This is a genomic window from Pseudoalteromonas sp. TB51, from assembly GCF_000498055.1.
GTDB classification, from domain to species: Bacteria; Pseudomonadota; Gammaproteobacteria; order Enterobacterales; family Alteromonadaceae; genus Pseudoalteromonas; species Pseudoalteromonas atlantica.
Genome location: NZ_AUTO01000246.1, coordinates 1 through 25,748, shown reverse-complemented (window position 1 = coordinate 25,748; position 25,748 = coordinate 1). Strand labels below are relative to the sequence as shown.

26 protein-coding genes and 2 pseudogenes (1 of these 28 running past the window's edge) are annotated in these 25,748 nt (G+C 42.0%); 19 read left to right on the top strand and 9 right to left on the bottom strand.

Annotated elements, in window-relative coordinates; translation table 11 throughout:
- Positions 1–884, top strand: a pseudogene (locus tag L650_RS0114260) (YifB family Mg chelatase-like AAA ATPase) (it extends 630 nt beyond the left edge of the window).
- A gap of 105 nt (positions 885–989) precedes the next feature.
- On the opposite strand, the gene L650_RS0114255 reads toward L650_RS0114260, so the two are convergent.
- Both L650_RS0114255 and L650_RS0114250 read right to left on the bottom strand, forming a co-directional pair.
- Positions 990–1,694, bottom strand: a complete 705-nt coding sequence (locus L650_RS0114255; RefSeq protein ID WP_004588673.1) for a response regulator transcription factor — start codon at positions 1,692–1,694, stop codon at positions 990–992.
- A 179-nt stretch (positions 1,695–1,873) separates the two neighbouring features.
- Positions 1,874–4,369 (bottom strand): alpha/beta hydrolase family protein, encoded by a 2,496-nt coding sequence (locus L650_RS0114250; RefSeq protein WP_029773523.1) that lies wholly within the window; start codon positions 4,367–4,369, stop codon positions 1,874–1,876.
- An 84-nt stretch (positions 4,370–4,453) separates the two neighbouring features.
- Here L650_RS0114250 and L650_RS0114245 point away from each other — a divergent pair.
- A pseudogene (locus L650_RS0114245) lies at positions 4,454–5,525 on the top strand (CNNM domain-containing protein).
- An 18-nt stretch (positions 5,526–5,543) separates the two neighbouring features.
- Here the strand turns inward: L650_RS0114245 and L650_RS0114240 are convergent.
- The gene (locus L650_RS0114240; RefSeq protein ID WP_004588676.1) at positions 5,544–6,761 is read right to left on the bottom strand and encodes an EAL domain-containing protein; all 1,218 of its coding nucleotides are present in this window, start codon (positions 6,759–6,761) and stop codon (positions 5,544–5,546) included.
- Positions 6,762–6,943: 182 nt separating this feature from the next.
- Between L650_RS0114240 and L650_RS0114235 the strand changes: the two genes are divergently transcribed.
- Entirely contained in the window at positions 6,944–7,960 is a 1,017-nt protein-coding gene (locus tag L650_RS0114235) for a metalloprotease (protein WP_029773522.1), read from the top strand.
- A gap of 44 nt (positions 7,961–8,004) precedes the next feature.
- On the opposite strand, the gene L650_RS0114230 is transcribed toward L650_RS0114235, so the two are convergent.
- Complete coding sequence (locus L650_RS0114230) at positions 8,005–9,315, bottom strand: short-chain fatty acid transporter (RefSeq protein ID WP_029773521.1); 1,311 nt, start codon at positions 9,313–9,315, stop codon at positions 8,005–8,007.
- Positions 9,316–9,540: 225 nt separating this feature from the next.
- Between L650_RS0114230 and L650_RS0114225 the strand changes: the two genes are divergently transcribed.
- Positions 9,541–10,608 carry a potassium channel family protein gene (locus L650_RS0114225; RefSeq protein ID WP_024031979.1) on the top strand — a complete coding sequence of 356 codons (1,068 nt, stop codon included), beginning with the start codon at positions 9,541–9,543 and terminating at the stop codon, positions 10,606–10,608.
- Between the two features lie 19 nt (positions 10,609–10,627).
- A complete protein-coding gene (locus L650_RS0114220) occupies positions 10,628–10,834 on the top strand; it encodes a PLDc N-terminal domain-containing protein (protein ID WP_004588680.1) in 207 nt (68 codons plus the stop codon).
- A gap of 2 nt (positions 10,835–10,836) precedes the next feature.
- Here the strand turns inward: L650_RS0114220 and L650_RS0114215 are convergent, their stop codons facing one another.
- Both L650_RS0114215 and L650_RS0114210 read right to left on the bottom strand, forming a co-directional pair.
- A complete protein-coding gene (locus L650_RS0114215; RefSeq protein ID WP_029773520.1) occupies positions 10,837–11,868 on the bottom strand; it encodes a hypothetical protein in 1,032 nt (343 codons plus the stop codon).
- A 122-nt stretch (positions 11,869–11,990) separates the two neighbouring features.
- Positions 11,991–12,449: an EVE domain-containing protein gene (locus L650_RS0114210; protein WP_029773519.1), complete on the bottom strand. Its 459-nt coding sequence runs from the start codon at positions 12,447–12,449 to the stop codon at positions 11,991–11,993.
- A 79-nt stretch (positions 12,450–12,528) separates the two neighbouring features.
- Between L650_RS0114210 and tesB the strand changes: the two genes are divergently transcribed.
- Complete coding sequence (gene tesB / locus L650_RS0114205) at positions 12,529–13,386, top strand: acyl-CoA thioesterase II (protein WP_004588683.1); 858 nt, start codon at positions 12,529–12,531, stop codon at positions 13,384–13,386.
- A 196-nt stretch (positions 13,387–13,582) separates the two neighbouring features.
- Here the strand turns inward: tesB and plsB are convergent, their stop codons facing one another.
- Positions 13,583–16,021, bottom strand: a complete 2,439-nt coding sequence (gene plsB / locus L650_RS0114200; RefSeq protein WP_029773518.1) for a glycerol-3-phosphate 1-O-acyltransferase PlsB — start codon at positions 16,019–16,021, stop codon at positions 13,583–13,585.
- A gap of 413 nt (positions 16,022–16,434) precedes the next feature.
- On the opposite strand from plsB, the gene rpsJ reads away from it, so the two are divergent.
- Genes rpsJ through rpsQ form a run of 11 tightly spaced genes read left to right on the top strand, consistent with a single transcriptional unit; the run spans position 16,435 to position 21,401 of the window.
- Positions 16,435–16,746 carry a 30S ribosomal protein S10 gene (gene rpsJ / locus L650_RS0114195; protein ID WP_002957900.1) on the top strand — a complete coding sequence of 104 codons (312 nt, stop codon included), beginning with the start codon at positions 16,435–16,437 and terminating at the stop codon, positions 16,744–16,746.
- 27 nt (positions 16,747–16,773) lie between these two features.
- On the top strand, positions 16,774–17,409 hold the full coding sequence (rplC, locus tag L650_RS0114190; protein ID WP_004588685.1) for a 50S ribosomal protein L3: 636 nt from the start codon (positions 16,774–16,776) through the stop codon (positions 17,407–17,409).
- A gap of 17 nt (positions 17,410–17,426) precedes the next feature.
- Positions 17,427–18,032 (top strand): 50S ribosomal protein L4, encoded by a 606-nt coding sequence (gene rplD, locus L650_RS0114185; protein WP_004588686.1) that lies wholly within the window; start codon positions 17,427–17,429, stop codon positions 18,030–18,032.
- Positions 18,029–18,331, top strand: a complete 303-nt coding sequence (rplW, locus tag L650_RS0114180) for a 50S ribosomal protein L23 (protein ID WP_004588687.1) — start codon at positions 18,029–18,031, stop codon at positions 18,329–18,331. The genes rplD and rplW overlap by 4 nt, the downstream gene beginning before the upstream one ends.
- A gap of 17 nt (positions 18,332–18,348) precedes the next feature.
- Entirely contained in the window at positions 18,349–19,173 is an 825-nt protein-coding gene (rplB, locus tag L650_RS0114175; protein WP_004588688.1) for a 50S ribosomal protein L2, read from the top strand.
- A gap of 15 nt (positions 19,174–19,188) precedes the next feature.
- Positions 19,189–19,467: a 30S ribosomal protein S19 gene (rpsS, locus tag L650_RS0114170; protein WP_004588689.1), complete on the top strand. Its 279-nt coding sequence runs from the start codon at positions 19,189–19,191 to the stop codon at positions 19,465–19,467.
- A 14-nt stretch (positions 19,468–19,481) separates the two neighbouring features.
- Positions 19,482–19,814 carry a 50S ribosomal protein L22 gene (gene rplV / locus L650_RS0114165; protein ID WP_004588690.1) on the top strand — a complete coding sequence of 111 codons (333 nt, stop codon included), beginning with the start codon at positions 19,482–19,484 and terminating at the stop codon, positions 19,812–19,814.
- 11 nt (positions 19,815–19,825) lie between these two features.
- Positions 19,826–20,527, top strand: a complete 702-nt coding sequence (gene rpsC / locus L650_RS0114160) for a 30S ribosomal protein S3 (protein WP_004588691.1) — start codon at positions 19,826–19,828, stop codon at positions 20,525–20,527.
- Between the two features lie 12 nt (positions 20,528–20,539).
- The gene (gene rplP, locus L650_RS0114155) at positions 20,540–20,953 is read left to right on the top strand and encodes a 50S ribosomal protein L16 (protein WP_002957890.1); all 414 of its coding nucleotides are present in this window, start codon (positions 20,540–20,542) and stop codon (positions 20,951–20,953) included.
- Complete coding sequence (gene rpmC / locus L650_RS0114150) at positions 20,953–21,144, top strand: 50S ribosomal protein L29 (RefSeq protein ID WP_004588692.1); 192 nt, start codon at positions 20,953–20,955, stop codon at positions 21,142–21,144. The genes rplP and rpmC overlap by 1 nt, the downstream gene beginning before the upstream one ends.
- A complete protein-coding gene (rpsQ, locus tag L650_RS0114145; RefSeq protein WP_004588693.1) occupies positions 21,144–21,401 on the top strand; it encodes a 30S ribosomal protein S17 in 258 nt (85 codons plus the stop codon). Before rpmC ends, rpsQ begins: the two co-directional genes overlap by 1 nt.
- A gap of 326 nt (positions 21,402–21,727) precedes the next feature.
- On the opposite strand, the gene L650_RS0114140 is transcribed toward rpsQ, so the two are convergent.
- A complete protein-coding gene (locus L650_RS0114140; RefSeq protein WP_029773517.1) occupies positions 21,728–22,264 on the bottom strand; it encodes a helix-turn-helix domain-containing protein in 537 nt (178 codons plus the stop codon).
- 181 nt (positions 22,265–22,445) lie between these two features.
- Between L650_RS0114140 and L650_RS0114135 the strand changes: the two genes are divergently transcribed.
- Both L650_RS0114135 and L650_RS0114130 read left to right on the top strand, forming a co-directional pair.
- A complete protein-coding gene (locus L650_RS0114135; protein WP_029773516.1) occupies positions 22,446–22,919 on the top strand; it encodes a hypothetical protein in 474 nt (157 codons plus the stop codon).
- A 113-nt stretch (positions 22,920–23,032) separates the two neighbouring features.
- Entirely contained in the window at positions 23,033–23,629 is a 597-nt protein-coding gene (locus tag L650_RS0114130) for a hypothetical protein (RefSeq protein ID WP_029773515.1), read from the top strand.
- A 30-nt stretch (positions 23,630–23,659) separates the two neighbouring features.
- Here the strand turns inward: L650_RS0114130 and L650_RS0114125 are convergent, their stop codons facing one another.
- A complete protein-coding gene (locus tag L650_RS0114125) occupies positions 23,660–25,270 on the bottom strand; it encodes an endonuclease (protein ID WP_029773514.1) in 1,611 nt (536 codons plus the stop codon).
- Between the last annotated feature and the right edge of the window lie 478 nt (positions 25,271–25,748).

Genomic DNA, 25,748 nt, shown 5'->3' with positions numbered 1-25,748 from the left:
CCGCTGGAGGCCATAACCTACTTTTTTTAGGTCCACCTGGTACGGGTAAATCTATGCTAGCGCAGCGTATGGCTACGATAATGCCAACCATGTCTGACGATGAGGCAATATCAACGGCTGCACTGTATTCTATTATTGGCCAATCAATTGATTTAAATAATTGGCGCCAACGCCCTTTTCGAAACCCACACCACACTTGCTCGGCAGTCGCTTTAGTTGGTGGCTCTTCAAACCCTAAACCGGGGGAAATTTCACTTGCGCATAACGGGGTGTTATTTTTGGACGAGCTTCCGGAATTTGAACGTAAGGTACTTGATTCGCTGCGTGAACCCATGGAAACCGGCTCGGTGGTTATTTCGCGGGCAGCAAGGCAAATGGAGTTTCCGGCGCAGTTTCAGCTTATAGCCGCACTAAACCCAAGCCCTACCGGGTGTCATAATGATAAGCGAGCAACACCTGACCAAGTGATGCGCTATTTATCGCGCGTATCAGGCCCGTTTATCGACCGTATCGATTTACAAATAGAGCTACCGCGACTAACAAGTGTTGAGCTACAAAGTACCGAGCCTGAAGAAACCAGCGCCCAAGTAAGAGCCCGAGTAGAGGCGGCCTACAGTGCACAGCTAAAGCGCCAAGGTAAGGTTAATGCACGATTAAATAATAAAGAAATGAATATACATTGCACTTTAGCCCCTGCTGAGTTGCAGTTTTTAGCACGCGCTAGCGAAAAGCTGTCGTTATCGCCGCGCTCTTACCATAGGGTTATTAAAGTGGCGCGTACTATTAGTGACTTAAAAGGTGCAGAGCATATTAGTTTAGAAGAGCTAAAAGAGGCGCTAAATTATCGCGCTTTTGAGCGGTTACTAGCGCAGTTAACTAAATAAACTAAACGTTGCTGGAAATAATACCGAACCGCAATAATGTTTAATCATTTTAAGGTGCTAAGCTCGGAGCCTGCTGCGTTTTTCTGCGTTTAAAATTTTAATGCGCTAAATTGAGAGCATGTAACCTTTGCCGCGCACGGTAACAATGCGTTTTTGGTCTTTTTCATCGTAAAGTTTTTTACGCAAACGGCCAATTAAAACATCCACGGTACGGTCATTTGGGCTCCAATCTGGTTGGCCTATTTCTTCTGATATTTTTTCTCGCGAGGTTGCTTTACCTGCGTTGCTAATTAAACAAATTAGCACTTTGTGCTCGGCTTCGGTTAAGCGCGATTCAATACCTGATGAGGTAATTAATGTGCGGTTATCGGGGTGGAGTTTAAAGTCGGCGTACTCTATAAACTCTTCGCTTTCATCATCGTCTTGATTAATTGCAATACGTTTATAAAGTGCGCGCATGCGCAGCTCAAGTTCTAATAAATCAACAGGCTTACAAATATAGTCATCAGCACCTTGTGCAAGCCCTGCAATACGATCGGCTTGAGAGTCGCGGCTAGATAAAACAATCACGCCAATATCGGTCAAAGTGTTGAGCTCTTTGGCAAGCTGCAACCCATCACGCTTGGGTAATACAATATCAATAATGGCAAGAGAAATAGCACTGCGCAGGTTTACGCGTTGCCTAACTATGTTTAGGGCATCGGCACCTGTGGGGTCTATTTCTATCGAAAATTCGGTGTCTGTAAAGTGATTTTGGATGCGCTTAACGAGTAGCTCGTCGTCTTCAACCAATAAAACGTTAATTGCCATAGGACTTATTTTTGTATATTTATAGCTCTGTATGGTAGCACCAATCGTTAAATGCTGAGAAGGGGGCGGTGTAACTTTTCGGTAACTTTATGTTTCAGATATAAAAGGCGGCTTACCTAAGGTTGCTGTTTATGTGAGTAAGCTCAGCACATTTAGCTAAAAATGTGCTGAGCGCTGTGTTACTTATCTGAATACATTGCGTCCCACCACTGTGGTTCGCCTTTTAGTTGTTTATCAAAATAAGCAAGCATGGTGTTCCACCAATCAAAGCGTTTATCACGAGCAAAAATTTGATGGTCGGCGCCTTTATATTCAATAAGCTCTACGTCCTTATTTAAAAGCTTTAAGGCGGTATACATGGTTAAGCTTTCGCCAACAGGTACATTGGTATCGCTATCGCCGTGTAACAGTAGTAAAGGGGTCGTTACTTTATCGGCATGAAATACAGGGCTGTGATCGCTATAAAGTGAAGCGTTATTCCACGGAAAGCTATTTTTTGATGCTTCGCCTGAGTATAAATACCCCCACCAACCTTCGCCCCAATACGAGGTTAAGTTTGATATACCCGCATGCGCAATAGATGCACTAAACATGTCTGTTTTGGTGGCAAGTAGCATGGTCATGAAGCCTCCGTATGAGGCGCCTAAATTACCCACTTTTTTGCTATCAACAAAATCGTATTTTTTTAAAAAGGCCTGCGTACCTTGCATTATATCGCTAGCGGTATAATCGCCCCAGGCGTTAACGTGCTGAGCAGAAAATGTTTGCCCAAAACCAGTTGCCCCTGTTGGCTGTAATACATAAACAACATAGCCATTTGCTGCCCACAAGTTAAATGGGTAGCGCCCTGTAAAACCACGGGTAACCGGTGAGGTGCCACCGTAGTAATAGACAAGTGCAGGGTGTTTTTTAGTTTTATCTAAGTTGGTAGGTATGTACACACGCCCTGTAATTTCTACGCCGTCTTTATTTGTAAAGTTAAACTCTTCCAGAGTCGGTATTTGTGTATTAGCGTAGGCAAGCGGCTTAGAGTCCCAGATTAGGTCTGTTTTATTTTTACTTATATTTAAGCGTTTAAGCTGCTGAGGGGTGGATGCTGTGGTACCGCTTAGTAGCACTTGCGGGTTTCTCTCGTGCGAGTAGCTAAATTGCTCAACGATATCTAAACCCGTATTAAGTTTTTTAAAGCGCTGTTTGCTCAAGTCATATAAATACAAAGGTTGGGTATCTTGCTCGGTTACTTTTATAAGCGCATCGCCATTATCAAGCACATGTAATTCACCTATAGCGGGGTCAAACTGCTTACTAAGCGCTTTTACATTCTTACCGTTATCGCTAAGTAAGTACAATTGGCCGTCGTAATTATTAGCTAACATCCCTTTTGGAAGGGCACGGCCTGCGCCATTTTTAAAATCTGGGCCAGCAACAACGTACACATCTTTGTTGGCGAACTTTGCATGGTTAAAGGTTTTAAATTTACCAAAAGACGTTATTTTATTCGATTGTAAGTCAAGTTCCACCAGTTCAGTTTCTGGGTGGGTGGTGGCTTGCATAACCATAACTTGGCGGCTCATTAATACTTTGCCACGATTAGTGTTTGCATCTTCAAAGCTATGCGAAATAGGGCCTTGGCTAAGCGCTTTGGTTAAGCCGCTGTTGGTGTCTAACATATAGAGCTGACTTACGTTGCGTGCGTATGACCATCTATCTTGAAGGCCTTTGTAGTGCTTAGTTAAGCTGTTGTTGTCTTCGGGGGTTTTAGACCAGCTAAAAATAAGGCTGTTATTATCATAAAAATTAAAGTTACTTGCGCCTTCAAGCTCACTAGCCAATGTTTTAATGCTGAGGTTTTTACGGTTTAGCTGTTTTAGCTCACTCCCTAACATATAAACTAAAAATTGATTATTGGGGCTCCATACCATATTGCTTGGTTGCTGGCCTTCAAAGCGATACAAGGTTTGATTTTGGCTATTTTTAAGCTCAGTTACCACGTTTGCTTGGTTAGCTGTTTTATTTGAATAGCTGCGCGTGCTGGTAACGTATTGCTTAGCATCGGGCGCTAAAGAAAGTCCACTAATGGTGGGTGCATCAAAAAGTTGCTCGGCTGAAAGTCGCTTAGTTGTAGAGGTGTTAATTGTAATGTTGTCAGTGTCGGCTTTGGGTTCAAAATCGAGAGAAACGTTGTTCCAGTTAGCCACTTGTTGCGCCACTACAATCACACTATGAGAGCCATTAGTTAACGATAAAGAGTATGTGTGGTTATCGCCTTTTTGAAGCTTGGCATCAATAAACAACTGAGCGTTCTCTATCCCTTTTATAGTTAATGTGCCTTGGCTATAGCGGGTTGTTTCAATATTGAACTTAAGCGCTTGTAGGCCACCTAAAGTAAGTGCGTTTACTTTATTAAACGGCTGCCAGCTATGCTTTTTACCAAATACAGACACACTTTGCGTATTACGTTGCAACTGCTCTAATAAGTTATTAATAATGACTTGGCCGTGTGGTGTTTGAAATGGCTTAACTTGCATGTTTTCGCCTAAAGGGCCAATAAACTCGATATTTGATTTATCAAGCGGGGCTGCTATTGCTGTCAAACTCAAGCTGCCAAGAGCAAAAAAGGTAGCTGCTTGTTTTAGTAATTTATTTTTTGTGGTCCAAGGTGAGCTAATTCTCATATTTGTGCCTATTATTGATAGTTATTTGGCCAAATATAGCATGTATTGTTACCATGCCCATATGTTCAACTCATCGGAGAAAAAGTGACTTTACTGATTGTGTACATGGTTGCTGCCATCGTTATTTCTTTTTTATGCTCTGTAATGGAAGCTGTACTGTTAAGTATTTCGCCCAGCTATGTGGCGCTATTACGCAAAAAACAGCCTGAACTTGCAAAGCAGCTCGAAAAACTAAAAAATAATGTAGATCAACCGCTTGCTGCAATACTAACGCTTAACACAGTGGCCCATACCGCCGGTGCTGCAGGTGTGGNAAGCCGCTGTGGTTTTTTCAGATGCGGCAGTAGGAATTGCCTCTGCCATAATGACACTCTTAGTATTGGTACTTTCAGAGATTATTCCAAAAACCTTAGGGGCCAATTATTGGCGTGCCTTAACCCCTAGCGTGACCTATTCTTTACGCTTTTTAGTGATATCGCTAAAACCATTTGTGTGGCTTGCTCAAAAGCTTACTAATTTAATGGGGGCCAAGCACGATGAGGCTTTTTATATTCGCCAAGAAATAGAAGCCATGGCAGATATAGGCACCGAAACAGGGGCAATCCATGCCGATGAGTCAGAAATAATCCGCAACCTTTTACATTTTAGGCATGCGAAATTAACCGACTTAATGACGCCGCGTACTGTGCTGTATAAAGTACATAAAGGGTTAACGGTCGATCAGTACATGAGCGAGCACGGCTCGTCATCATTTTCGCGCGTGTTAGTGTTTGATAAAGACGCCGATGACATAATTGGCTTTGTGCATAAAAACGATATTATGTTGGCTTATCACCGCTTAGGTACCGATTATAAAATTAGCAAATTAGTTAAGCCTATTCATACGGTACCCGAAGGGCATAATGTGTCATCGCTACTACAAACCTTGCTTAAACAGCGTACTCACATATGTTTAATTGTTGATGAATACGGTGATGTTCAAGGCATTGTAACCCTAGAGGATATGATAGAAGCCCTTATGGGGCTTGAAATTGTTGATGAGCGCGACCAATCGACCAATATGCGCATGGTCGCCAAGCAGCGCTGGCGCCAGCGTTTAGCAAGCAGCGAGCACATAGTTAGTGAAGATGACGACACGCCCCGAGATAATAAATAATTACGACGGGGTCGAAGGTTAGCGTTTAATTGTGCCCCCCGTCGTATTTACCCAGTTTAGTGCCCACTCTATAAAATCGTCTTTGGCTTTAGGGCAGGTAAACAAAAATCCTTGCATGGCTAAATTAGTGCGGTAGTTTTTTAAGTAGAGTGATTCTTCGGCGCGCTCTACGCCTTCGGCCACAAGGGCTAGTTGCTCTTGGCTGGCAATATCAACCAGTGAGCTGACCACCACTTGCGAAAACTGATCTGTTTCAATATTACTAATAAGTGTACGGTCAATTTTTATTTCAGTAAAAGGCAGGCGCTTAATCTGGTTCATGTTGGTAAAGCCTACACCAAAGTCATCCAATGATATGCCAAAGCCATGCATTCTTAATCTGTTTAAGGTTTCTAGCTGAGAAAGGCTAGACAGCGCATGTTGCTCGGTAATCTCTAAAATTATATCACTAGGTGATAGCTCATTGAGCTGCAGTATAAGCATCAGCTTGTTGGGGCAGCTTAAATCATCTAGTTGCGTGGGAGATAGGTTAAAAGCCAGTTTTAGATGCGCAGCAATGTTTGTACGTATAGCTTTTAAGTCGCTGGTGGCTTGCTCAAATAAGCTAAAGGTAATTTGATTAATTAACCCCGACTGCTCCGATAACGAAATAAACCGATTGGGCGAGATGATTTCGCCAGTGTGCGTTTTAACGATGCGCGCTAGCACCTCAATACTTTCTATTTCACTGGTTTGAGAATTTATTTTTGGCTGATAGTAAGGGATTATCTCGTTTAAATTGATTGCCTCATGCAATGCTTTTTCTGAAATAGAGGCATGAGAAAGGTCGTTATGTACTGCTAAGTGCTTTGCTTTTTGTAAAACGGTTTTTACTTGGCTAAGTTGCACGGGTTTAGCTAAATTTGCAACTAAATGTATATTGCTATGACGCGCTAAATTGGCAGCTAGGTTAATAACCTTATGATCCATCTCCGAAATTATAACTACTGCGCCTGTAAAATTAAGCTCGCCTAGTTTTCTTATAAACTCCATACCATCCATTTCAGGCATGTTTAAGTCTGTAAATACAATATCGTAAAAGTTTATATCGTCGGTTACGTGAGTTAGCGCTTGCTGAGCACTCAGGCATTTTGTAACTTTATTCGAGACTCCTAGCTCATTTAAAATGGCCTCCATAACAATTAAAATCGCCTTTGAGTCATCCACAACTAAAATATTGGGTACCGAAATCGACATGCTCTATCCTTGTAACTGCTTAATATATTAGTACTGTAAAAATAGCGCCTGATCAGCCTTTTGTCAGCTTAGTTTTATATTATTTTTTATCTTCTAAGTGCTTTTGCGCTTATGGTTTAAGGCAATTCGTGTTTTTTAAATTCATCGGTATACTAACGCCATTGTTTCAACTGGTTTTAGTCATGATAAAAATCGATCTCATGCTTGCAGAGCAACCATTAACGCTAATGGTATCTGGGCATAAAATAGTACAAATATTTCATAATCAACAGGCCATAAGCTTTACAACACCCAAAGAGCATTACGCCGAATTTACTTTAGATAATAAGCAAATAGGTATTGATAGCTCACATGTTCATGAGCAGTCTTTATCGTTATTTGTTGATGGTGTGTTTGCTACTGAACTAGCTTTACCTGCGCCGGTAAATAGCCAGCCCAAAAAAGGCTTTTTAGGGCTAGCGGCACTGGGCTTTAAATTATTTAAAAGTGCAAAAGTAATTAAGGTGGCGCTGGCAGGTGCATCGGTTGCCGGCTATGCCTGGTTATTTAGTATTGAATTTGCACTAATGCTAATTGCCTGTTTAGTGGTACATGAATACGGACACGTTAGAGCCATGAAATACTTTGGCATAAAAACCAAAGGGATTTACCTTATTCCCTTTGTAGGCGGATTGGCTGTAAGTGACGATAAAATAACAACACGCTGGCAAGATGTAGTTATATCACTCATGGGGCCAGCGTTTGGTTTATTTACTTCAGTGCTGGGTGTGGTTTTATATTACGCCACCGAAATGGACATATTTGCCGGCGTTGCAGTACTCAGTGCCCTATTGAATTTGTTTAACCTTTTGCCTATTTTACCGCTTGATGGCGGGCATGTATTAAAAAGTATCAGCTTTTCAATGCGATCTTGGGTCGGTTTAAGTGTGTGTTTACTCGGTGTGTTATTTGGCTTATGGCTGAGCTACACATTTGGCTTAATGTTGCTGGTGTTCTTTTTGTTTGTGGGCGCACTGGAAATCGTATTTGAATGGCGCGGTCGACATTACTCGCATTTATTGCCGCTTGATAAATACGGCCAAGGTTTTTCAGCCGCTATGTACGCTATTGTAGTTGTAGGCCACGTAGCGGTTATGATGCATTTTGCAGATTCAGAAAACCCAATACTTAGCCTGCCGATGACGATTTTATCAAGCTAATTGCTATACGCGCAGTATACCTAAATACTGCGCGTTATTAAGGGTTAGTAAAAGCTCAGCACTAGCGATATAAATACCCCCGTTACAAATAACTGCACAACACAAAACCCCATAATGTCTTTTGCTTTTAACCCTGCAATGGCTAATACCGGTAATGCCCAAAAGGGTTGAATTAGATTTGTCCACGCATCACCCCAGGCAACCGCCATAGCAACACGTGATATATCGGCGCCCAGCTCTTGCGCTGCGGGTATAACAATAGGTGCTTGTACTGCCCATTGCCCGCCGCCAGAAGGTACAAACATATTAACGAGTCCTGCACTTATAAAGCTAAAAAATGGCAAGCTATCGGCATCAGCAACAGCTATAAAACCACGCGATATTTGCTGCGCTAAACCGCTGTCGACCATCACAGCCATAATACCTGCGTAAAACGGAAATTGAATGACAATACCTGCACCGCTGGGAATTGCTTGTTGCAAGCTGTTAAGCAAGTTATGCGGTGTTTGGTGCAAGGTAATGGCTAAAAATAAGAACACAGCAATAATGCTGTTTAGGTTTAGGCTACCGCCTGCAACTATAAAGTAATACCCTAAATAGCAAAGGCCAAGTAAACCAATCGAAATGCCAAGCAGCTTTGTGTGCTCTAAATGCTGAGCAGGGCGAGTAATTTTTTCATGTGCGGGCGGGGGCTCTTTTATAAGTGCTGGGTCTACATACACGCTGTTTTTATCACTGGGTAGCATGTAGCGGTTAACCAACGGCATTATAATAAATAAGCCAATTAATATTGCTATGTTAAAACCAGCAAACAGGGTTTGCTCGGTACTAATTATGCCAATGCTATTTTGTGAAAAGTGCCCTTCGGTAGCAATCGTAAGCGGAATTGAGCCTGCTAAGCCGCCATGCCACACCACAAAGCCAGAATAAGCACTGGCAACTAATAGGCGGTAATCGACCTGTGTTTGCCTTGCAATTGCTTTGGCAAATAAAGCCCCAATAACTAAGCCAAACCCCCAATTAAGCCAGCTGGCTAATAGCGAAATAAGCGTGACTAAAATAATCGCTTTTGGCGCTGAATTAGCAAGCGCCGCCAGTTTGTTTAATAACGAATTGATAATGGGCGTGCTTGCTAGCATGTAACCTGTAATCAGCACTAATAGCATTTGCATGGCAAAGCTAAGCAGGTTCCAAAAGCCACTCCCCCATGCGTTAATAACTTCAATATGTGTTGCGGGGGTAAAAATACTGGCAGAGAGTAAAGTAATTAAGCTCAGCAATATGACAAATATAAAAGGGTCGGGTAAGTAGCGCTCTACTAATTTGGTAAACGGTGTGGCAATTTTATTAAGCATAATGTGTCTGTGTGTTTTTTAGTCTTATTATAATTAATCATGCTCTTAGCACATTAGCAAACCCGCATTTAGTCTTATATTTTAGGGCCTGAGTATCTTATAGGTTGAACAAAATTTAATCCTAAAAGGGTAACAGGCCTTACTTAAAGGCTTAAACGTTGCTTAAAAGCATGGCTTACAGTAACGTACTGTTTATAGATAATTTACTAACAAAGATTTTGTATCATGCCGGTAATATTTAAGAGGCTAGCGCTACTTGTTCGTGCTCATATCGATCAGCTGAGCTGGCAAGCCGTGGTGCTTGCAATACTTGCTCATATGTTAGTGACTTGGGGGCTGCTATTTATTGCAAATGAGCAAGCGCTTACCTCGTTTACGACCTTTTTTTACTACTACACAGTAACTACCTCAACAGTGGGTTACGGCGATTTTAGCCCAACCAGCGAGCTGGGGCGTTGGGTAGTGGCCTTAATACAAATTCCGTTTGGATTAGCTTTATTTGGCGTTCTGTTAGGAAAAACAGGGCAAACAGTGACTTACTTAATTAGGCGCGCTATGACTGGTGATAAAAACTTTGCTCACAGTAACAACCACATTATTATTTTTGGTTGGCACGATACCCGAACAAAAAAAATGATTGATTATATCCTTGCCGATACCAAACGTACCGACCGCCGTATTTTGTTGGCGGTTACTGAGCAAATGGATCACCCATTTTTAACTAACGAAAATGTCGACTTTGCCCGCCTAACAAGTTTTACTGATTTAGAAGAACTTGAGCGCGTAGCTATTAGCCGTGCCGACAAAGTTATTATTGATGGGCAAGATGACGACCAAACATTTACAACGGCACTGCGTATTAGCCGTTTAGTTAAAGATGAGTGCCATATTAGCGCGCACTTTTTAGATGAAACCAAGGTCGATATGTTGCTTGAGCATTGCCAAAATGTAGAGTGTAGTAGCGCTAAGTCGGCTGAGATTTTAGTACGCTCAATGCAAGACCCAGGCTCGAGTCGAGTACAAGAAGAGCTGTTATCTACATTGCACGGCGACACGCAGTTTAGCCTAGCTATTCCAAGTGAATGCGAAGAGATGGAGTTTGGCACTTTATTTCATCATTTTAAGCATGACTATAATGCTATTTTGTTAGGGGTGGCGCATAACTTAAGTGCACAAAATATGGATTTAAATCCGCCACTTGATTACAAGGTAAATGCCGGCGATATCCTGCACTACATTGCCCTTGAACGTGTGCTAACAAATGAAGTAGATTGGCAAAGCTTGGCCAAATAACCAAGGCTTAGGTTAAATAATGAATGAAGTAGTATTTTTAATAATTATTTTAAGCGCTTATATATTACCCGTGGTGATAGTGGTTAATAGTAAGCGCACCCAAGGCCACGAAAAAAACGGCTGGTTATTAGGCGTAATTATTTTTTCGTGGCTGGGGCTTTTTATGTATTTTACGATTGTGCCCAAGCATGGTCACAAAAAAAGAAAGAAGAATAAACCGTCATAGGTCTATTCTAGCTGCTTGAGTTTGTGCTCAACCAGCGGATCATCTGGCACTATTTGTTGGGCAACTTCTAATAACTGAATAGCATCATTTGGGTGTTCATCTTGATGTTTAAGTGCGACATCTATTAACGGCTGAATATCTATTTTGGCCTGATGTTCTTGCACATGCACTTCTTTTTCATCTGCTAAAATTTGATGTGCTGTACTTAATAATGCCAAGCGGTGAGGCGAACTCGCATTTGCCTTATTTAGGCTTTGATAATACTCTTCTTTTAAGCGCAAAGTTTTGGTTTGCAAACGAAACTGCGCTATATCAATCTGCTGGTGGCGTATAAAGTCAACAGCCACTTGTTTGTAAAAGCCAAACTTAGTGAGGTAGCTTGCGTGGGTACCGTGGCCCATGCCAAACACTCTTAAATGGGTCAGTTGCGGGTACCGCTTAGCATGTAGGCGGTCTATTTTATTGGTGGGGTCATAAATTATATACCCCTTAGCATGGCCTAAATCGAGGTCGTTATACTCACTTTGCCAATCAAATTGCTGCGCAAGCTCTGTGCTGGAGCGGGTATCCCACGGAACTGTTTCGGTGTTTTTGGTGCTAACAGGATGAAAAAATAAAACCTGATCTAATTTAAGTAATTTTGCAAACGCACCAACAGCAAAACCACCGCGACTAAGGCCATAGCCTAAGCGGCACTTAAACGGTGTAAGTAAGCTTGATAGCTGCTCCAAAAAGAAGATTAAATTACGGCTTCTAAACCAATTGCTTTTGCCTAAATGTTGGAACGAAATAACATTTACATTTTGTTTTTGCGCTAAGTGATAGCCCCAAGGGGCAAAGTCATCGGTTAGGTCGTGTTCTTGGACGTTGGTGCCCGCGGGGGAAAAAGTAAAAAGCAGGGGCTTATTTAAATCAACAAATTCGTATTTTACATACACATCGCCGAGTAGGTCGCCGCCAGACATAGGCAGCTTAGTTTGTTGTTCATCACGGCAAAGCGTTAACCATTCATCTAACCAATACAGTAGTTTCATTAATCCCCCAATTATAACTCGCGGGGGATCGTATCAAACACGGCCAAATGAGGTCAAACATAGCCAAGCTTTAGCACGTTAATGATTAGCTACTATTACAGCTTGATATTTACTTACTGAGCTTAATTGCTCATGGCTATTATTTGCTCCCAGTCGTTTTGTGTGACTGGCATTACCGAAAGGCGGCCTGCTTTTTTAAGGGCTAACTCGGTAATAGCCTCGTTTGCTTTAATGTCTTTTAAGCTTACGCGTTTGTTTAAATGGCTTTTATAGGTTACTTCAACTACAAACCAGCGTGGCTTGTCGGGTGTGGCCTTCGCATCGTAATAGTCACTATTTAAATCAAACTGGGTTGGGTCGGGGTAGGCTTCTTTAGTAACAGTGGCTATACCCACAACGCCTACTTGTTTGCAGCTAGAGTGGTAAATAAATACTAAGTCACCTAATTTTATATCGTCACGCATAAAGTTACGTGCCTGATAATTACGCACGCCTTCCCACAGAGTGGTTTGTTGCGGCGCTGTTTTTAAATCATCAATCGAAAAAGCATCGGGCTCAGTTTTAAATAGCCAATAATTCATAGCGTTACTCATTTAGTTAGATTTACATAGCTGCATTGTATAGTATCATTAGCTTATCTGGGGATTGAGAGAACAGCAAATGAGCCAAGTATTAGATGATTTATTATCGTTATTGTCACTTGAAGAAATTGAACAAGGTTTATATCGTGGGCAAAGCCAAGATTTAGGGTTTAGAGCGGTATTTGGTGGTCAAGTAATGGGGCAGGCGTTGTCTGCTGCAAAAGAAACGCTACCAAAAGGACGTGTTGTTCATTCATTACACTCTTACTTTTTACGCCCCGGCGACGCCGCAAAACCGATTGTTTACGACGTAGAAACCATCCGCGATGGTAAAAGCTTTAGCACCCGCCGAGTAAGCGCTATTCAATACGGTAAACCTATTTTTTATATGACTGCGTCGTTTCAGGGTGAAGAAGAAGGCTTATCGCATCAAGCAACCATGCCTAATGTACCGCCACCAGAGGAGCTTCGCTCGTCGCTTGAGTTTTATCAAGAAAACGCCCACCACATACCCGAGGTGATCCGTAATAAGTTTATACGCGAAATGCCCATTGAAATGCGCCCGGTTACTTTTCATAACCCGTTTAAGCCAGAGGTTATTGAGCCCGTAAAGCACATTTGGATTAAAGCCAATGGCGATATGCCCGACGATCAACGCATTCATAATTACTTATTAGCGTATGCCTCTGACTTTGAGTTTTTACCTACGGCATTACAGCCTCATGGCGTATCGTTTATGCAGCCAAATATGCAAGTGGCAACGATTGACCATGCTATGTGGTTCCACCGCCCATTTAGAATGGACGATTGGATTTTATATACCATAGACAGCCCAAGTGCTAGTTCTGGGCGAGGCTTGGTAAGAGGCCAGTTTTTTGACCGCCAAGGTAATTTAGTCGCATCAACGATTCAAGAAGGGGTGATGCGCCAGCGTTAATTTGATTAGACTTGCTGGCAATAGACTGGCTGTTAAGCGCAAATTAGCAGTGCTTTCGCTAAAGGTTTTACCAAGAGATAAGCGCCTCTATGTAGCGTTGCTGTTTAATAACTAAACGTACAAAAAAGCCTCAACATGTTAAATGTTGAGGCTTTTTTAATGGTGTTTAATTAAAGCTTAAATTATAACAGCTCGGCTAATTACATTGATCTTGCACTATGTCGCTAACCGATTGCCATATACGCGCAGGTAATAAGGTTTTTAAGTACATGTATATTTCACACAGTTGTGTACTACCGTGAATACCATTTTCACCTTCAGTAATTAGCAGCTCACCGCGTAAATTATCAATAAAGCTTACCAGTACTTTTTTATCAAAAAACTCCGGGGTTTTAATGCCGTGTAAGGTGCCTAAACGGTTTGCCAGTACTTGGCTTTCACGCTCTAGTTCGGCTTTTTCAATTCCGTTACTGGTTTGAATAAAGCCCACAACAATGGCATAACGTTGCAACGTAAAGCTAAGCGACCTACCTAGCATTTCAAGTTTGGCTAACGAATCATTCGTGTTAGTAACATGAATGGTATCGCCATCAAGCTCAATTAAGTTTTGATCGCTAAAGTTAGCCAAAATACGGCTTATGTAGTTTTCATCTAGCGGCTGTAAATACCATTCTTTTGCAAACAGAGGGTAAAAAGCCGAAACAAGCTTTTGGCATTGCTCAACCGTACTACTGTGTTGCTTAAATAAGTGCAAAGCAATAAGGCTTGGCACAGCAAATAAGTGCAAAATATTATTACGATAATAGTTAAACAGGGTTTTTTCTTTATCGTTAATTGCAATAATTTCGCCAAATTCATCGCTAATAACATCAAACTTATTAAGCTTAATGGCGTGCGTTAATAGCTGCTCTGGTGTTTCATCGGGGGCGGTGACTTTATCGCTATAGCTTGCATCGCGTTGTAGGCGTAAGTAAAAATCTAGTTGCGCTAATAGCTTAGGCTTACTTAACGCGTGTTTGTCGTTAACTAGCAAAATCATAGCCAGTAAATTCACAGCGTTAAGTGCTGCGGCATTATTAATTTTTACCATTACTTGGTCGGCCAATGCGGCTACTTGAGGGCCTAGCCATTGCGGCTTTTGCACATCGGTAGGGTGTATTGCATCGCGCCAATCAGGTTGGTTGTCGTTTAAGTATTGGTTTATAGAAATAGGGTCGCCAAAGTTTAAGTAACCACGGCCATAATTTTTAAGGTTTTTAATGGCTTTAAAAATACCAAAAATGGACTCGCCTTTTTTATCTTTACCGGCAAGCTCTTTTAAGTAGGTATTGATTTCCATTACATGCTCATAGCCAATGTATACCGGCACAATAGAAACCGGGCGGTCTATGCCACGTAGCATTGCTTGCAATGTCATGGCGAGCATACCGGTTTTTGGCGGTAGTAATCGGCCAGTGCGGCTGCGCCCGCCTTCAGTGTAAAACTTAACTGAGTAACCTTTAATAAATAGCTGGCTTAAATACTCTTTAAATACGGCTGAGTAAAGTTTATTACCGGCAAACGAGCGGCGTATAAAAAACGCCCCTGAGCGGCGAAAAATACCACCTGCAGGGAAAAAGTTTAGATTAATGCCCGCGGCAATATGCGGCGGCACCAAACCTTGATGGTATATAGCATAGGTAAGTAACAAGTAATCCATGTGGCTGCGATGACACGGCATATAGATTATCTCGTGACCCTTATTTGTTAGCTCATGAATTTGCTCGGTGTATTTTATATCTATACCGTTATAAAGCTTAGTCCACAGCCATGTTAAAATTCTGTCGCCTACACGTATCATTGCCTCAGAGTAATTAGCAGCAATTTCATCTAGTAGTTTTAACGCGTTTTGACGGGCTTCTGTTTGGCTTATTCCTTTTGACTTGGCTTCATCTTGAATCGCTTTTTTTATTGTCGGCGAAGCCAAAAGCGAGTTAAATAATTGCTCGCGAGAGGGCATTTTAGGGCCCGTAGCGGCCAGTTTTTGGCGTTTAAAGTGCACCCGAGCAACACGCAATAGTTTTTGTGGTAGCTCATTTACGTCGGCTTTTTCGTTCACGATAAGTGATAAATCGAGTGGCTGGCTAAAGCGAATAAAGTTATCGCGCCCAGAAAACAGCACAACAAAGAATTTTCTAAACCAACTAGGCGTAAGAGAGTGGGTAATTAAGGTACGAATACCTGGCTTTTCTTTACCTGGGTCGCGCCCCCATAAAATAGTTACCGGCACCACTTGTACATTCTTTTGCCCGCTATTTAATAAATGCTCAACTATTTGCTTACCCTGTGATAAAGCGGCGGTCGGTTTAGCGGTATCGCCAAATAAAGGCGGCGGATTTTTAATACCAATAAAGCGGGCTAGCTCTTGGTTTCCTAATGTTTGATATTCGCATGGGTTAGGCAAACCATGCTTTTTACATACATTAGTAAGCGCGGCTAAATCGAAACGCGAATTTAAACGTACTATATAAAAAGTAGGGTGTTCAGGATTAAGGTCATATTGCTCTATAGGGCTTTGGGGAAGGACCTTACTTTTTACCAAAACACGGCTTACGCAGCTAGTAAGAAAATTCAAACAATAATTTAATAAACGCATCGACTCACCATATTGAGAGTATTAAAAGCAAAATTAGCGCATAGGATACCATAATATCTATAAAATCCTGTAATTTGCGTAATCGGTTAAATTATAAACATAAGACTAATTTGGCGCTGAGCAGTTCAATTATAGCTATAAATAACCAGTGGCGGTTATTTGGGCAGCCTTACACCCGTAATTAATTTGCAATTAGTTGTTGCATTTATCACCAATATCACTATAATACGCAGGCTTTCAAGATTCCTCTGGAACTTGAAGGGATAAATTAAGCTTGGATTTCAAGCTAATAAACAGGAGTTCCGATTTGGAACTCATCGTAGATATAAATCAACAACCGGCATCTTAATTATTAAGATTGTTTCGGTCGTTTTTTTATGCTCTTTAAATGCTCTTTATATTGAGGTTTAAGAATGTCAAATCAACGCATTCGTATTCGCCTAAAAGCTTTTGACCACCGTTTGATTGACCAATCAACGGCGGAAATCGTGGAAACTGCGAAACGCACAGGCGCACAAGTACGTGGTCCAATCCCACTACCTACACGCTTTGAACGTTTTACTGTACTAACTTCACCGCACGTAAACAAAGATGCGCGTGATCAGTACGAGATCCGCACCCATAAACGTCTGATCGACATCGTAGAACCAACTGACAAGACTGTTGACGCATTAATGCGTTTAGATCTTGCTGCTGGTGTTGATGTTCAAATCAGCCTGGGTTAATCGAAAGATTAGAGAGGTTATAGGAAAATGGCATTAGGTCTAGTCGGTCGTAAAGTGGGTATGACACGTATCTTCACTGAAGATGGTGTATCTATCCCTGTGACAGTTATCGAAGCGACTCCTAACCGCATTGCTCAGATCAAATCTGACGCAACAGACGGTTATAACGCGCTTCAAGTAACCGCAGGCACTAAAAAAGCAAGCCGTGTAAACAAAGCAGCAGCGGGTCATTTCGCTAAAGCTGGTGTTGAAGCGGGTCGCGGTCTGTGGGAATTCCGCCTAAATGGTGGTGAAGGCGATTTTGAAGTAGGCGCTGAGCTTACTGTTGAATTATTCAACGAAATCAACAAAGTTGACGTAACCGGTACTTCTAAAGGTAAAGGTTTCCAAGGTGGTGTTAAGCGCTGGAATTTCAGCATGCAAGACGCTACTCACGGTAACTCTCTATCTCACCGTGCTCCTGGTTCAATCGGTCAAAACCAATCACCTGGTAAGGTGTTTAAAGGTAAGAAAATGGCCGGTCATATGGGTGCTGAGCGTGTAACGACTCAAAACTTAGAACTAGTTCGCGTTGACGCTGAGCGTAACTTGCTTTTAGTTAAAGGTGCAGTACCTGGCGCTATCGGCGGTGACGTTATCGTTAAACCAGCTGTTAAAGCATAAGTCCTGGAGATTTAGTGATGGAATTAGCAATTAAAGACGCTTCTGGCGCTCTTGAAGTTTCTGAAGCTACTTTTGGACGTGAGTTTAACGAAGCATTAGTACACCAAGTAGTTGTTGCATACGCAGCAGGTGCTCGTCAAGGTACTCGTGCTCAGAAGACACGTTCTGAAGTAAGCGGTGGTGGTAAAAAACCATGGGCTCAAAAAGGTACTGGCCGTGCACGTGCTGGTACAATCCGTAGTCCAATTTGGCGTTCAGGTGGCGTTAGCTTCGCAGCTAAACCACAAGACCACAGCCAAAAAGTAAACCGTAAAATGTACCGCGGTGCGATCAAAAGCATCTTATCTGAATTAGTTCGTCAAGAGCGTTTAATCGTTGTTGAAAGCTTTGGTCTTGAAGCACCAAAGACTAAAGAATTAGTTTCTAAGCTTAAAGAACTTGAGCTTAAAGATGTTCTTATCGTGACTGAAGAAGTAGATGAAAATCTTTTCTTATCGGCACGTAACCTGTACAAGGTTGACACGCGTGATGTAGCTGGTATCGATCCTGTAAGCTTAATTGCTTTCGACAAGGTACTTATTACAGCTGCTGCTGTTAAGCAACTTGAGGAGGCGCTAGCATGATCCGTGAAGAACGTCTTTTAAAAGTGATCCTTGCTCCACATATCTCTGAAAAAAGCACAATTGCTGCTGAAGAAAACAATACTATTGTTTTTAAAGTAACAAATGACGCAACTAAAGCTGAAATTAAAGCAGCAGTTGAGAAGCTTTTTGAAGTAGAAGTAACGGGTGTTCGCACACTTAACGTTAAGGGTAAAACAAAACGTACTGGCATGCGTTTCGGTCGTCGTAGCGACTGGAAGAAAGCTTACGTTACTCTTAAAGAAGGTAGCGAGCTAGACTTTGTCGGCGGCGCCGAGTAATAAGGGGAGTTAGAATTATGGCACTTCAAAAGTGTAAACCAACTTCTGCGGGTCGTCGTCACCTAGTTAAAGTGGTTAACCCAGATTTACATAAGGGTAAACCTTACGCACCACTATTAGAGAAAAACTCTAAATCAGGTGGTCGTAATAACAATGGTCGTATTACGGTTCGTCATATCGGTGGTGGTCATAAGCATCATTACCGTTTAATCGATTTTAAACGTACTAAAGATGGCATTCCAGCCACTGTTGAGCGTTTGGAATATGATCCAAACCGTAGCGCAAACATCGCTCTTGTATTATATGCAGACGGTGAGCGTCGTTACATTATCGCACCTAAAGGCTTAAAAGCTGGCGATGCAATCCAGTCTGGTGTTGATGCACCAATCAAGCCTGGTAATGCATTACCTATGCGTAACATGCCTGTAGGTTCGACTGTTCACAACGTAGAATTAAAACCAGGTAAAGGTGCTCAAATCGCACGTTCTGCTGGTGCATACGTTCAAATCCTTGCGCGTGATGGTCAATACGTAACATTACGTCTTCGTTCTGGCGAAGTACGTAAAGTACAATCTGATTGTCGTGCAACGCTAGGTGAAGTAGGCAATGCTGAGCATATGCTTCGTTCACTTGGTAAAGCAGGTGCAAATCGCTGGCGTGGTATTCGTCCGACAGTTCGTGGTGTTGCCATGAACCCGGTAGATCACCCACACGGTGGTGGTGAAGGTCGTACATCTGGTGGTCGTCATCCTGTGTCTCCATGGGGTAAGCCTACTAAAGGTGCTAAGACGCGTAAGAACAAGCGTACGGATAAATTTATAGTACGTCGTCGTACTAAGTAATATTGAGGAATAGCCATGCCACGCTCTCTCAAGAAGGGTCCTTTTATAGACCTACACTTGCTGAAGAAGGTAGAGAAAGCTTTGGAAAGCGGTGAAAAGAAGCCAATTAAAACTTGGAGCCGTCGTTCAATGATCATACCTAACATGATCGGATTGACCATTGCTGTCCATAATGGTCGCCAGCATGTACCAGTTTTCGTTTCTGACGAAATGATCGGTCACAAACTAGGTGAATTTGCACCAACTCGCACTTACCGTGGCCATGCTGCGGATAAGAAAGCGAAGAAACGCTAAGAGGGGAATGATAAATGCAAGCATTAGCTAAACATAAATTCGCCTCTGGTTCGGCGCAAAAAGCTCGTCTAGTTGCAGATCAGATCCGCGGACTACCTGTCGATCGCGCTCTAGAAATCCTGGCGTACAGCCCGAAAAAAGCGGCTGTATTAGTTAAAAAAGTACTTGAGTCTGCTATTGCTAACGCAGAGCATAACGAAGGTGCTGACATTGATGAGCTTCGTGTAACTACGATTTTTGTGGACGATGGTCCTACAATGAAACGTATTATGCCACGTGCTAAAGGACGCGCAGACCGCATCCTTAAGCGTACAAGCCACATCACTGTTGTGGTTTCAGATAGCTAGGAGTATAAGTAATGGGACAAAAAGTTCATCCTACTGGTATTCGCCTAGGTATATCTAAACCTTGGGTTTCTACCTGGTACGCGAGTTCTAAAGATTTCTCTGATCAGCTTTTTGGCGATCACAAAGTACGTACTTTCCTTACAAAGGAATTAAAAGCGGCTTCTGTGTCTAAAATCGTTATTGAGCGTCCAGCAAAATCGATCCGCGTAACAATTCACACGGCTCGTCCGGGTGTTGTTATCGGTAAAAAAGGCGAAGACGTTGAAAAGCTACGTCAAGCGGTAACTAAGATCGCAGGTGTACCTGCTCAGATTAATATTTCTGAAGTACGTAAACCAGAGTTAGATGCACAACTAGTAGCAGACGGCATTGCCTCTCAGCTAGAGCGTCGTGTTATGTTCCGTCGCGCTATGAAGCGTTCGGTACAAAATGCAATGCGCATCGGTTCTAAAGGGATCAAAGTTGAAGTTAGCGGTCGTCTTGGCGGCGCAGAAATCGCACGTTCAGAATGGTATCGTGAAGGTCGTGTACCTCTACATACTCTTCGTGCTGATATCGACTACGCAACTTCTGAAGCCTTAACCACTTATGGTATCATTGGTGTTAAAGTTTGGATCTTCAAAGGCGAAGTTATTGGTGGTTTACCACTAGTACAAGAGCAAGAGAAGCCAGCTAAACGCGCACCAAAGAAAGCCAAGAAAAGTGCTAAGTAGAGGTAGCGAGTAATGTTACAGCCAAAACGTACAAAATTCCGTAAAATGCACAAAGGCCGCAACCGCGGTTTAGCGCAAAACGGTAACAAAGTAAGCTTCGGTACTTTCGGTTTGAAAGCTACTGGTCGTGGCCGCATGACTGCTCGTCAAATCGAAGCAGCTCGTCGTGCTATGACGCGTCACGTGAAACGTCAAGGTAAAATCTGGATCCGTGTCTTCCCTGACAAGCCGATCACAGAAAAGCCTCTTGAAGTTCGTATGGGTAAAGGTAAAGGTTCTGTTGAATATTGGGTTGCTGAAATTCAGCCTGGTAAAGTACTTTACGAAATGGAAGGTGTTTCTGAAGAGCTTGCTCGTGAAGCGTTTGACCTTGCAGCTCGTAAACTGCCATTCAAAACAACTTTCGTAACTCGGACGGTAATGTGATGAAAGCAAGCGAACTAAAAGACAAAAGCGTAGAAGAGCTAAATGCTGAACTTCTAGGACTTCTTCGTGAGCAGTTTAACCTGCGCATGCAAGCAAGCACTGGTCAGTTAGCTCAGACACACACGCTAAGAACAGTACGTCGCGATATCGCGCGTGTAAAAACAATTATTAACCAGAAGGCAGGTCAATAATGAGCGATAAAATTCGTACTCTTCAAGGCCGTGTAGTAAGCGACAAGATGGAAAAATCTTTCACTGTTGCTATCGCACGTTACGTGAAGCACCCAATCTATGGGAAATTCATCAAACGTACTACTAAGCTACACGTACATGACGAAAACAACACAGCAAAAGCGGGTGACGTAGTTACTATCCGTGAATGCGCACCAATTTCTAAGAATAAATCTTGGACTTTAGTAGACGTTGTTTCTAGTCCAAAACAAGCTTAATTTTTAAATTAAGTAAGTTTTGTAAAAAAGCCCTGGCATTAGCCGGGGCTTTTTGTTTGCGTTTAAAAAAGCTGTAAGTTTGAAGCTTTCAGTCCTCAGCTGCTCGCAGTGGTGTGAAGCGCCGTAGCTTGGGTTGAGACTAGAACATTTGAGAAAAAAGCACGCCACGAATACGTAATAGTCCTAATACTAATCGAAAATAATACCAATCGTGTTAAGTTATGAGGCATTTATAGCGACAGATAAAAATTTCTGATATACGACTGTATAGATGTTTGAAGTAGAGTAATACTGGAGTAATTGCCAAGAACAACTAAATAACAGCTCTATAATTTACCAAACCTATGCCTTTGCGAGAGTAAAGCTGCAACAATAGATATTAATATGCACACGGCAGAGCCTACCACTAGGAAGCGGTTCTCGATTCGACTGACTTGCCTTTCACCTACAATTTGATAGGTCACATCTCCCTCAATAAAGCGTTCGCCTTGGTATTGCTGAGTGACGTTAAATGCTAAAAAGTCACCTAGCTTTGCTTGATAGGTAAAGTAGGTTTGTGGATAAAAAATTTCATATGTTGCACATAACCACGCTATCAGCCCACATATAAATAAAGTCAGGCTCATAATTAAAGTGATGTTTGAGGGCTTATGTATAGCTGTATTTATAGGTAGGCATTTATCAATACAGCCTTCGCCATAGCAAAGTTTAAGCTTTTCAATTACCTCAGTTGAGGGGATAAACTGTCCATTTTCAAGCTTTGAAAGGTACGACTGTTGAATTCCAATTTCACGCGCTGCATAAGCCTGAGTCCACTTTTTATTTGCTCTAAGGCGTTTTAACTCCATTCCTAACGCTTGCATACCCTCTGCTCTTATTTGATTAGTTAAGCGTTTTATTATCGCTAAAATTAGTATTTATAAATAGTCTAAAAGCGTATATTCATGCTTATTAATATAAAGAATATTATGAATATTAATAGCTTATATTCAATTTAACAAAATATAAGGTATGCTCAATTCGATTTTAATAAGGAGATATAATATGCCGAATAAATTTACTAGCGCTATGTTAGTGCTTATCAGTTCACTGTTTTTTATAAACCCCAGTTACGCAGAGCCTGTTTTTGCAATTAAGGCCAGCATTTATAAATTACAGAATGAGATTACCGTAGATAGTAAAATAGAGCAGGCTTTAAAAAATCTAAGCCCTACGCATCAACCTCAGCTACTCACGTTATTAAATAAAAGCGCAATGATAGAAATTGGTGATGATACGCAAATGACGGCGCTTGAAGTAAAGCCTAACGCAGAGGGGTCGCACTTTAACGCCAGCTTGAAGTTAAAAGAGCAGGTTGATGGCAAGTGGGAATCTATTTCTTCCTTTATGCCGCAAATACCAAATGGGCAAACAGTGTATTTAAGCCGCACCTTTACAGATAAAGTATGGCTGATAAAAATTATAGGCAAACGCTACGAATCAATAAAGCGTGCAGAGCAGGCCTTAAATCAAAAGTAACGCCTGTTAATTTACCGTACAGTGTGTGGCTGCAAAAAAAGTTTAATATAAGTTTGCTGGTAAAGTGTGGCGGGCACGTTAGTATGCGCAAATAAAGGTACAAGGAGCGTAGTATGGCTAAGCAAACAGTGTTAATTATAGGTAATGGCCCCGTCGAAAAGGATGTAAGTAAAGCCCTAAATAGCTTTGATAGAGTGGTGCGCTTTAATATGTGTGCAAACATGCCTGCATACTTAGGCCGAAAATGTACTGATTTATGGCTAGTAGGAAGAGGTAAGCAAGGCGCAATGCTTTGCGCAGCGTTTCCAGATATAGATATAACGCAGCTGAAAAATGTCATGATCACTGATCCAAAACCTAACTTATTTACTCAACCTTTTTATAAGCTAATTAACCGCAGGGGCTGTATTGACCATGGCGATGAAATAATACACAAATATAGCCCACATGCAAACGTGAGTCGAATCGCCCAGCACGATAAAACAGCATTATTAAAACACTTATATACGTTTGGCAAACCTGCTTTTAAAGCTAAAACACCCAGTTCGGGAATGTTAGCCATTGAGCACTTTTTAAAGCAGCAAGCACAGGTGTATATTATCGGTTTTGGTTTTAAGGGCTGGAAGCGTCATCCGTGGGATTTAGAAAAGCAGTATGTAGCGTCACTTATTGCCAAACAAAAAGTACAGTTATTAAAAAGCCCCAGTTAATGCTGGGGCTAAAAAGTTATAAGCAGGCTATTACCAAATCATCTCAACAAATTCAGGGTGATCGATATACGGGTTACGATTACCTTGAAACTCATAAGCTGCTTGGTTACGGTCAAGTTCCATTTGGCTAACAGGGTCGGCGTTATGCCAGTTAAGTAGCATAGCTACTACCCAGTTTTCGAATACTTGATTGCTTGTACCATTAAGGACTGCATTACTGGCAGTTGTGTTATTTTGCCACGAGCCTATTACATTCTCGTAGCGGGTTGCCATGTAAAAATAAGCGCGGGCAAAGTCACCTTTAAACTCATCAATTGGCTCAAACACCGTACCTGAGTAATTAATAGAGCTTGCTGCTGAACCGACTTTACTACCGTTTGTTGATGTAAATGATGCGCTAGCCACTTCACCAAAAGGGTAGTTACTACGTTTTGAGTTTACATAACCGTCGGTTGCATAAATGTGGTGCACGTCTGAATTCATTGGCTCATTTGTGCCGCCAAACCAGCTTTTAGGGAACGAATGCTCGCGGTTATAGCAATCTGCTTCACTGTTATAAGTACCACACTGATCGCTCACCGCGGTGTAAATATAGCTGTCGCTACCATTTGGCTTTTCGCTATACATATCTAAAATACTGTTATCGTTTTCAAAGTATTTATCGCGTGCTGAAGAGTCGTAAAAGTTCCAAATAGCCGAGTAACCTTGCGAGCTGTGATTTTTGATAATGTTATAAAGCTCAGTTTTTAATGCATAGCCAGATAGACCCTGAGTTGTTACGTAATAACCTGTTGGTGTTGGGTTAGTGCCACCGCCAGTATCACCGCCAGAACCATCGCCTAATTCAAAAGTTGTACTATCTGTGTTATTAAAACTTGCGCCACTGGCAAGTGTAGTGCTGCCCTGAGTGAGCGCGTAATTACCATTACCTACGTTACAGCACATACCGTCGCCATAGCTGTCACTTATAACTAGGGTGTATGCGCCATCAGTTAAACATAGTTGCTCATTATATTGTGTGTTAGAGGCATAACCACTGCCACTGGCTACGCTGCTACCTTGGNTTTCGCTGCCGTAGTTATCGGTATTAAGGGTTAAAGTAAGGCTATGGTCGTTACAGCTGCCTGAAGCACCGCCATCTGTATTAGGCAAAAAATTATCTACATAAACGGTTTCATTGCCATCAAAGCCGCTCATATCGTAAAAACGTAAACCAACATTAATGGTTTTATTACTGCTAGGCGTATAACTGTGGTTAATTGTTTGCCACTGGTTAGTTTGCGCTTGGTTAGAGTACCCTTGGTAGCCATCTACATACAGGCGGGCTCTTATGCTTCCTTCAGTGTGATATACATCCACTGAAAAATCATATGTTTTGCCAGCCTCCACACTAACTTGTTGTAATAAGTCGGTATTGCTTTGCGAGCCGGTGGTCACATTAATAGCCGCCGCGCTGTTTGCGTTATTTACGATACTGGTTGAGCGCGATACATTAATACCGCTATCAATTGTGGTCCACGCGTCAGGCGTATTGCCTGTCCACTGCTCAAAGCCGCCATTTGCGACATTGGCCATTGCTGGGGTGGCGGCAATCAGTAATGCCGTGCTAAGTAACTTATTTTTGTATGTCCCGTGTGACATGATTGTTCCTATTTTTTATAGTTGAGTAAATAACATACACTATCTGCACAAGGTTACAAATTTGTTAAATACAAAATTAATAAAATAGCAATAATAAGCCTTTAAGCTGTTTTTGAAGGTCTTTATATAAATTAATAACTAAATGGAATAACAAAGCAGATTCTATTCTTTTTTTCTCACCGCATAGCCCGCTATCCTGCACACTAATAAAACCTCAGCAGAGTTACTCTGGGTGAGGTAAAACTCATTTTGAACAGTGCATCATGTGGGCTGTATGTAATTTTCAGGGTTATGGGGAACAAATTCATGTTGTTAGGTCAACTTAACGCAGCGGCAAGCCCGCTATCGCAAGAGCAAGTACAAAAGCTGCAAGGCTTAGTAGCAGAACTTAATCCGATTCAGCAAGCGTGGGTAAGTGGTTACTTAGCTGCAAATGCTAATTCTGCGGCTCTTGGTGGGCAAGCGCCTACAGCGGCTG

Excerpts from the sequence above, each read along its gene's own strand:
- L650_RS0114255 (WP_004588673.1), bottom strand. The coding sequence starts at position 1,694 with ATGGCAATTAACGTTTTATTGGTTGAAGACGACGAGCTACTCGTTAAG.
- L650_RS0114250 (WP_029773523.1), bottom strand. The coding sequence starts at position 4,369 with ATGAGAATTAGCTCACCTTGGACCACAAAAAATAAATTACTAAAACAA.
- L650_RS0114240 (WP_004588676.1), bottom strand. The coding sequence starts at position 6,761 with ATGTCGATTTCGGTACCCAATATTTTAGTTGTGGATGACTCAAAGGCG.
- L650_RS0114235 (WP_029773522.1), top strand. The coding sequence starts at position 6,944 with ATGATAAAAATCGATCTCATGCTTGCAGAGCAACCATTAACGCTAATG.
- L650_RS0114230 (WP_029773521.1), bottom strand. The coding sequence starts at position 9,315 with ATGCTTAATAAAATTGCCACACCGTTTACCAAATTAGTAGAGCGCTAC.
- L650_RS0114225 (WP_024031979.1), top strand. The coding sequence starts at position 9,541 with ATGCCGGTAATATTTAAGAGGCTAGCGCTACTTGTTCGTGCTCATATC.
- L650_RS0114220 (WP_004588680.1), top strand. The coding sequence starts at position 10,628 with ATGAATGAAGTAGTATTTTTAATAATTATTTTAAGCGCTTATATATTA.
- L650_RS0114215 (WP_029773520.1), bottom strand. The coding sequence starts at position 11,868 with ATGAAACTACTGTATTGGTTAGATGAATGGTTAACGCTTTGCCGTGAT.
- L650_RS0114210 (WP_029773519.1), bottom strand. The coding sequence starts at position 12,449 with ATGAATTATTGGCTATTTAAAACTGAGCCCGATGCTTTTTCGATTGAT.
- tesB (WP_004588683.1), top strand. The coding sequence starts at position 12,529 with ATGAGCCAAGTATTAGATGATTTATTATCGTTATTGTCACTTGAAGAA.
- plsB (WP_029773518.1), bottom strand. The coding sequence starts at position 16,021 with ATGCGTTTATTAAATTATTGTTTGAATTTTCTTACTAGCTGCGTAAGC.
- rpsJ (WP_002957900.1), top strand. The coding sequence starts at position 16,435 with ATGTCAAATCAACGCATTCGTATTCGCCTAAAAGCTTTTGACCACCGT.
- rplC (WP_004588685.1), top strand. The coding sequence starts at position 16,774 with ATGGCATTAGGTCTAGTCGGTCGTAAAGTGGGTATGACACGTATCTTC.
- rplD (WP_004588686.1), top strand. The coding sequence starts at position 17,427 with ATGGAATTAGCAATTAAAGACGCTTCTGGCGCTCTTGAAGTTTCTGAA.
- rplW (WP_004588687.1), top strand. The coding sequence starts at position 18,029 with ATGATCCGTGAAGAACGTCTTTTAAAAGTGATCCTTGCTCCACATATC.
- rplB (WP_004588688.1), top strand. The coding sequence starts at position 18,349 with ATGGCACTTCAAAAGTGTAAACCAACTTCTGCGGGTCGTCGTCACCTA.
- rpsS (WP_004588689.1), top strand. The coding sequence starts at position 19,189 with ATGCCACGCTCTCTCAAGAAGGGTCCTTTTATAGACCTACACTTGCTG.
- rplV (WP_004588690.1), top strand. The coding sequence starts at position 19,482 with ATGCAAGCATTAGCTAAACATAAATTCGCCTCTGGTTCGGCGCAAAAA.
- rpsC (WP_004588691.1), top strand. The coding sequence starts at position 19,826 with ATGGGACAAAAAGTTCATCCTACTGGTATTCGCCTAGGTATATCTAAA.
- rplP (WP_002957890.1), top strand. The coding sequence starts at position 20,540 with ATGTTACAGCCAAAACGTACAAAATTCCGTAAAATGCACAAAGGCCGC.
- rpmC (WP_004588692.1), top strand. The coding sequence starts at position 20,953 with ATGAAAGCAAGCGAACTAAAAGACAAAAGCGTAGAAGAGCTAAATGCT.
- rpsQ (WP_004588693.1), top strand. The coding sequence starts at position 21,144 with ATGAGCGATAAAATTCGTACTCTTCAAGGCCGTGTAGTAAGCGACAAG.
- L650_RS0114140 (WP_029773517.1), bottom strand. The coding sequence starts at position 22,264 with ATGCAAGCGTTAGGAATGGAGTTAAAACGCCTTAGAGCAAATAAAAAG.
- L650_RS0114135 (WP_029773516.1), top strand. The coding sequence starts at position 22,446 with ATGCCGAATAAATTTACTAGCGCTATGTTAGTGCTTATCAGTTCACTG.
- L650_RS0114130 (WP_029773515.1), top strand. The coding sequence starts at position 23,033 with ATGGCTAAGCAAACAGTGTTAATTATAGGTAATGGCCCCGTCGAAAAG.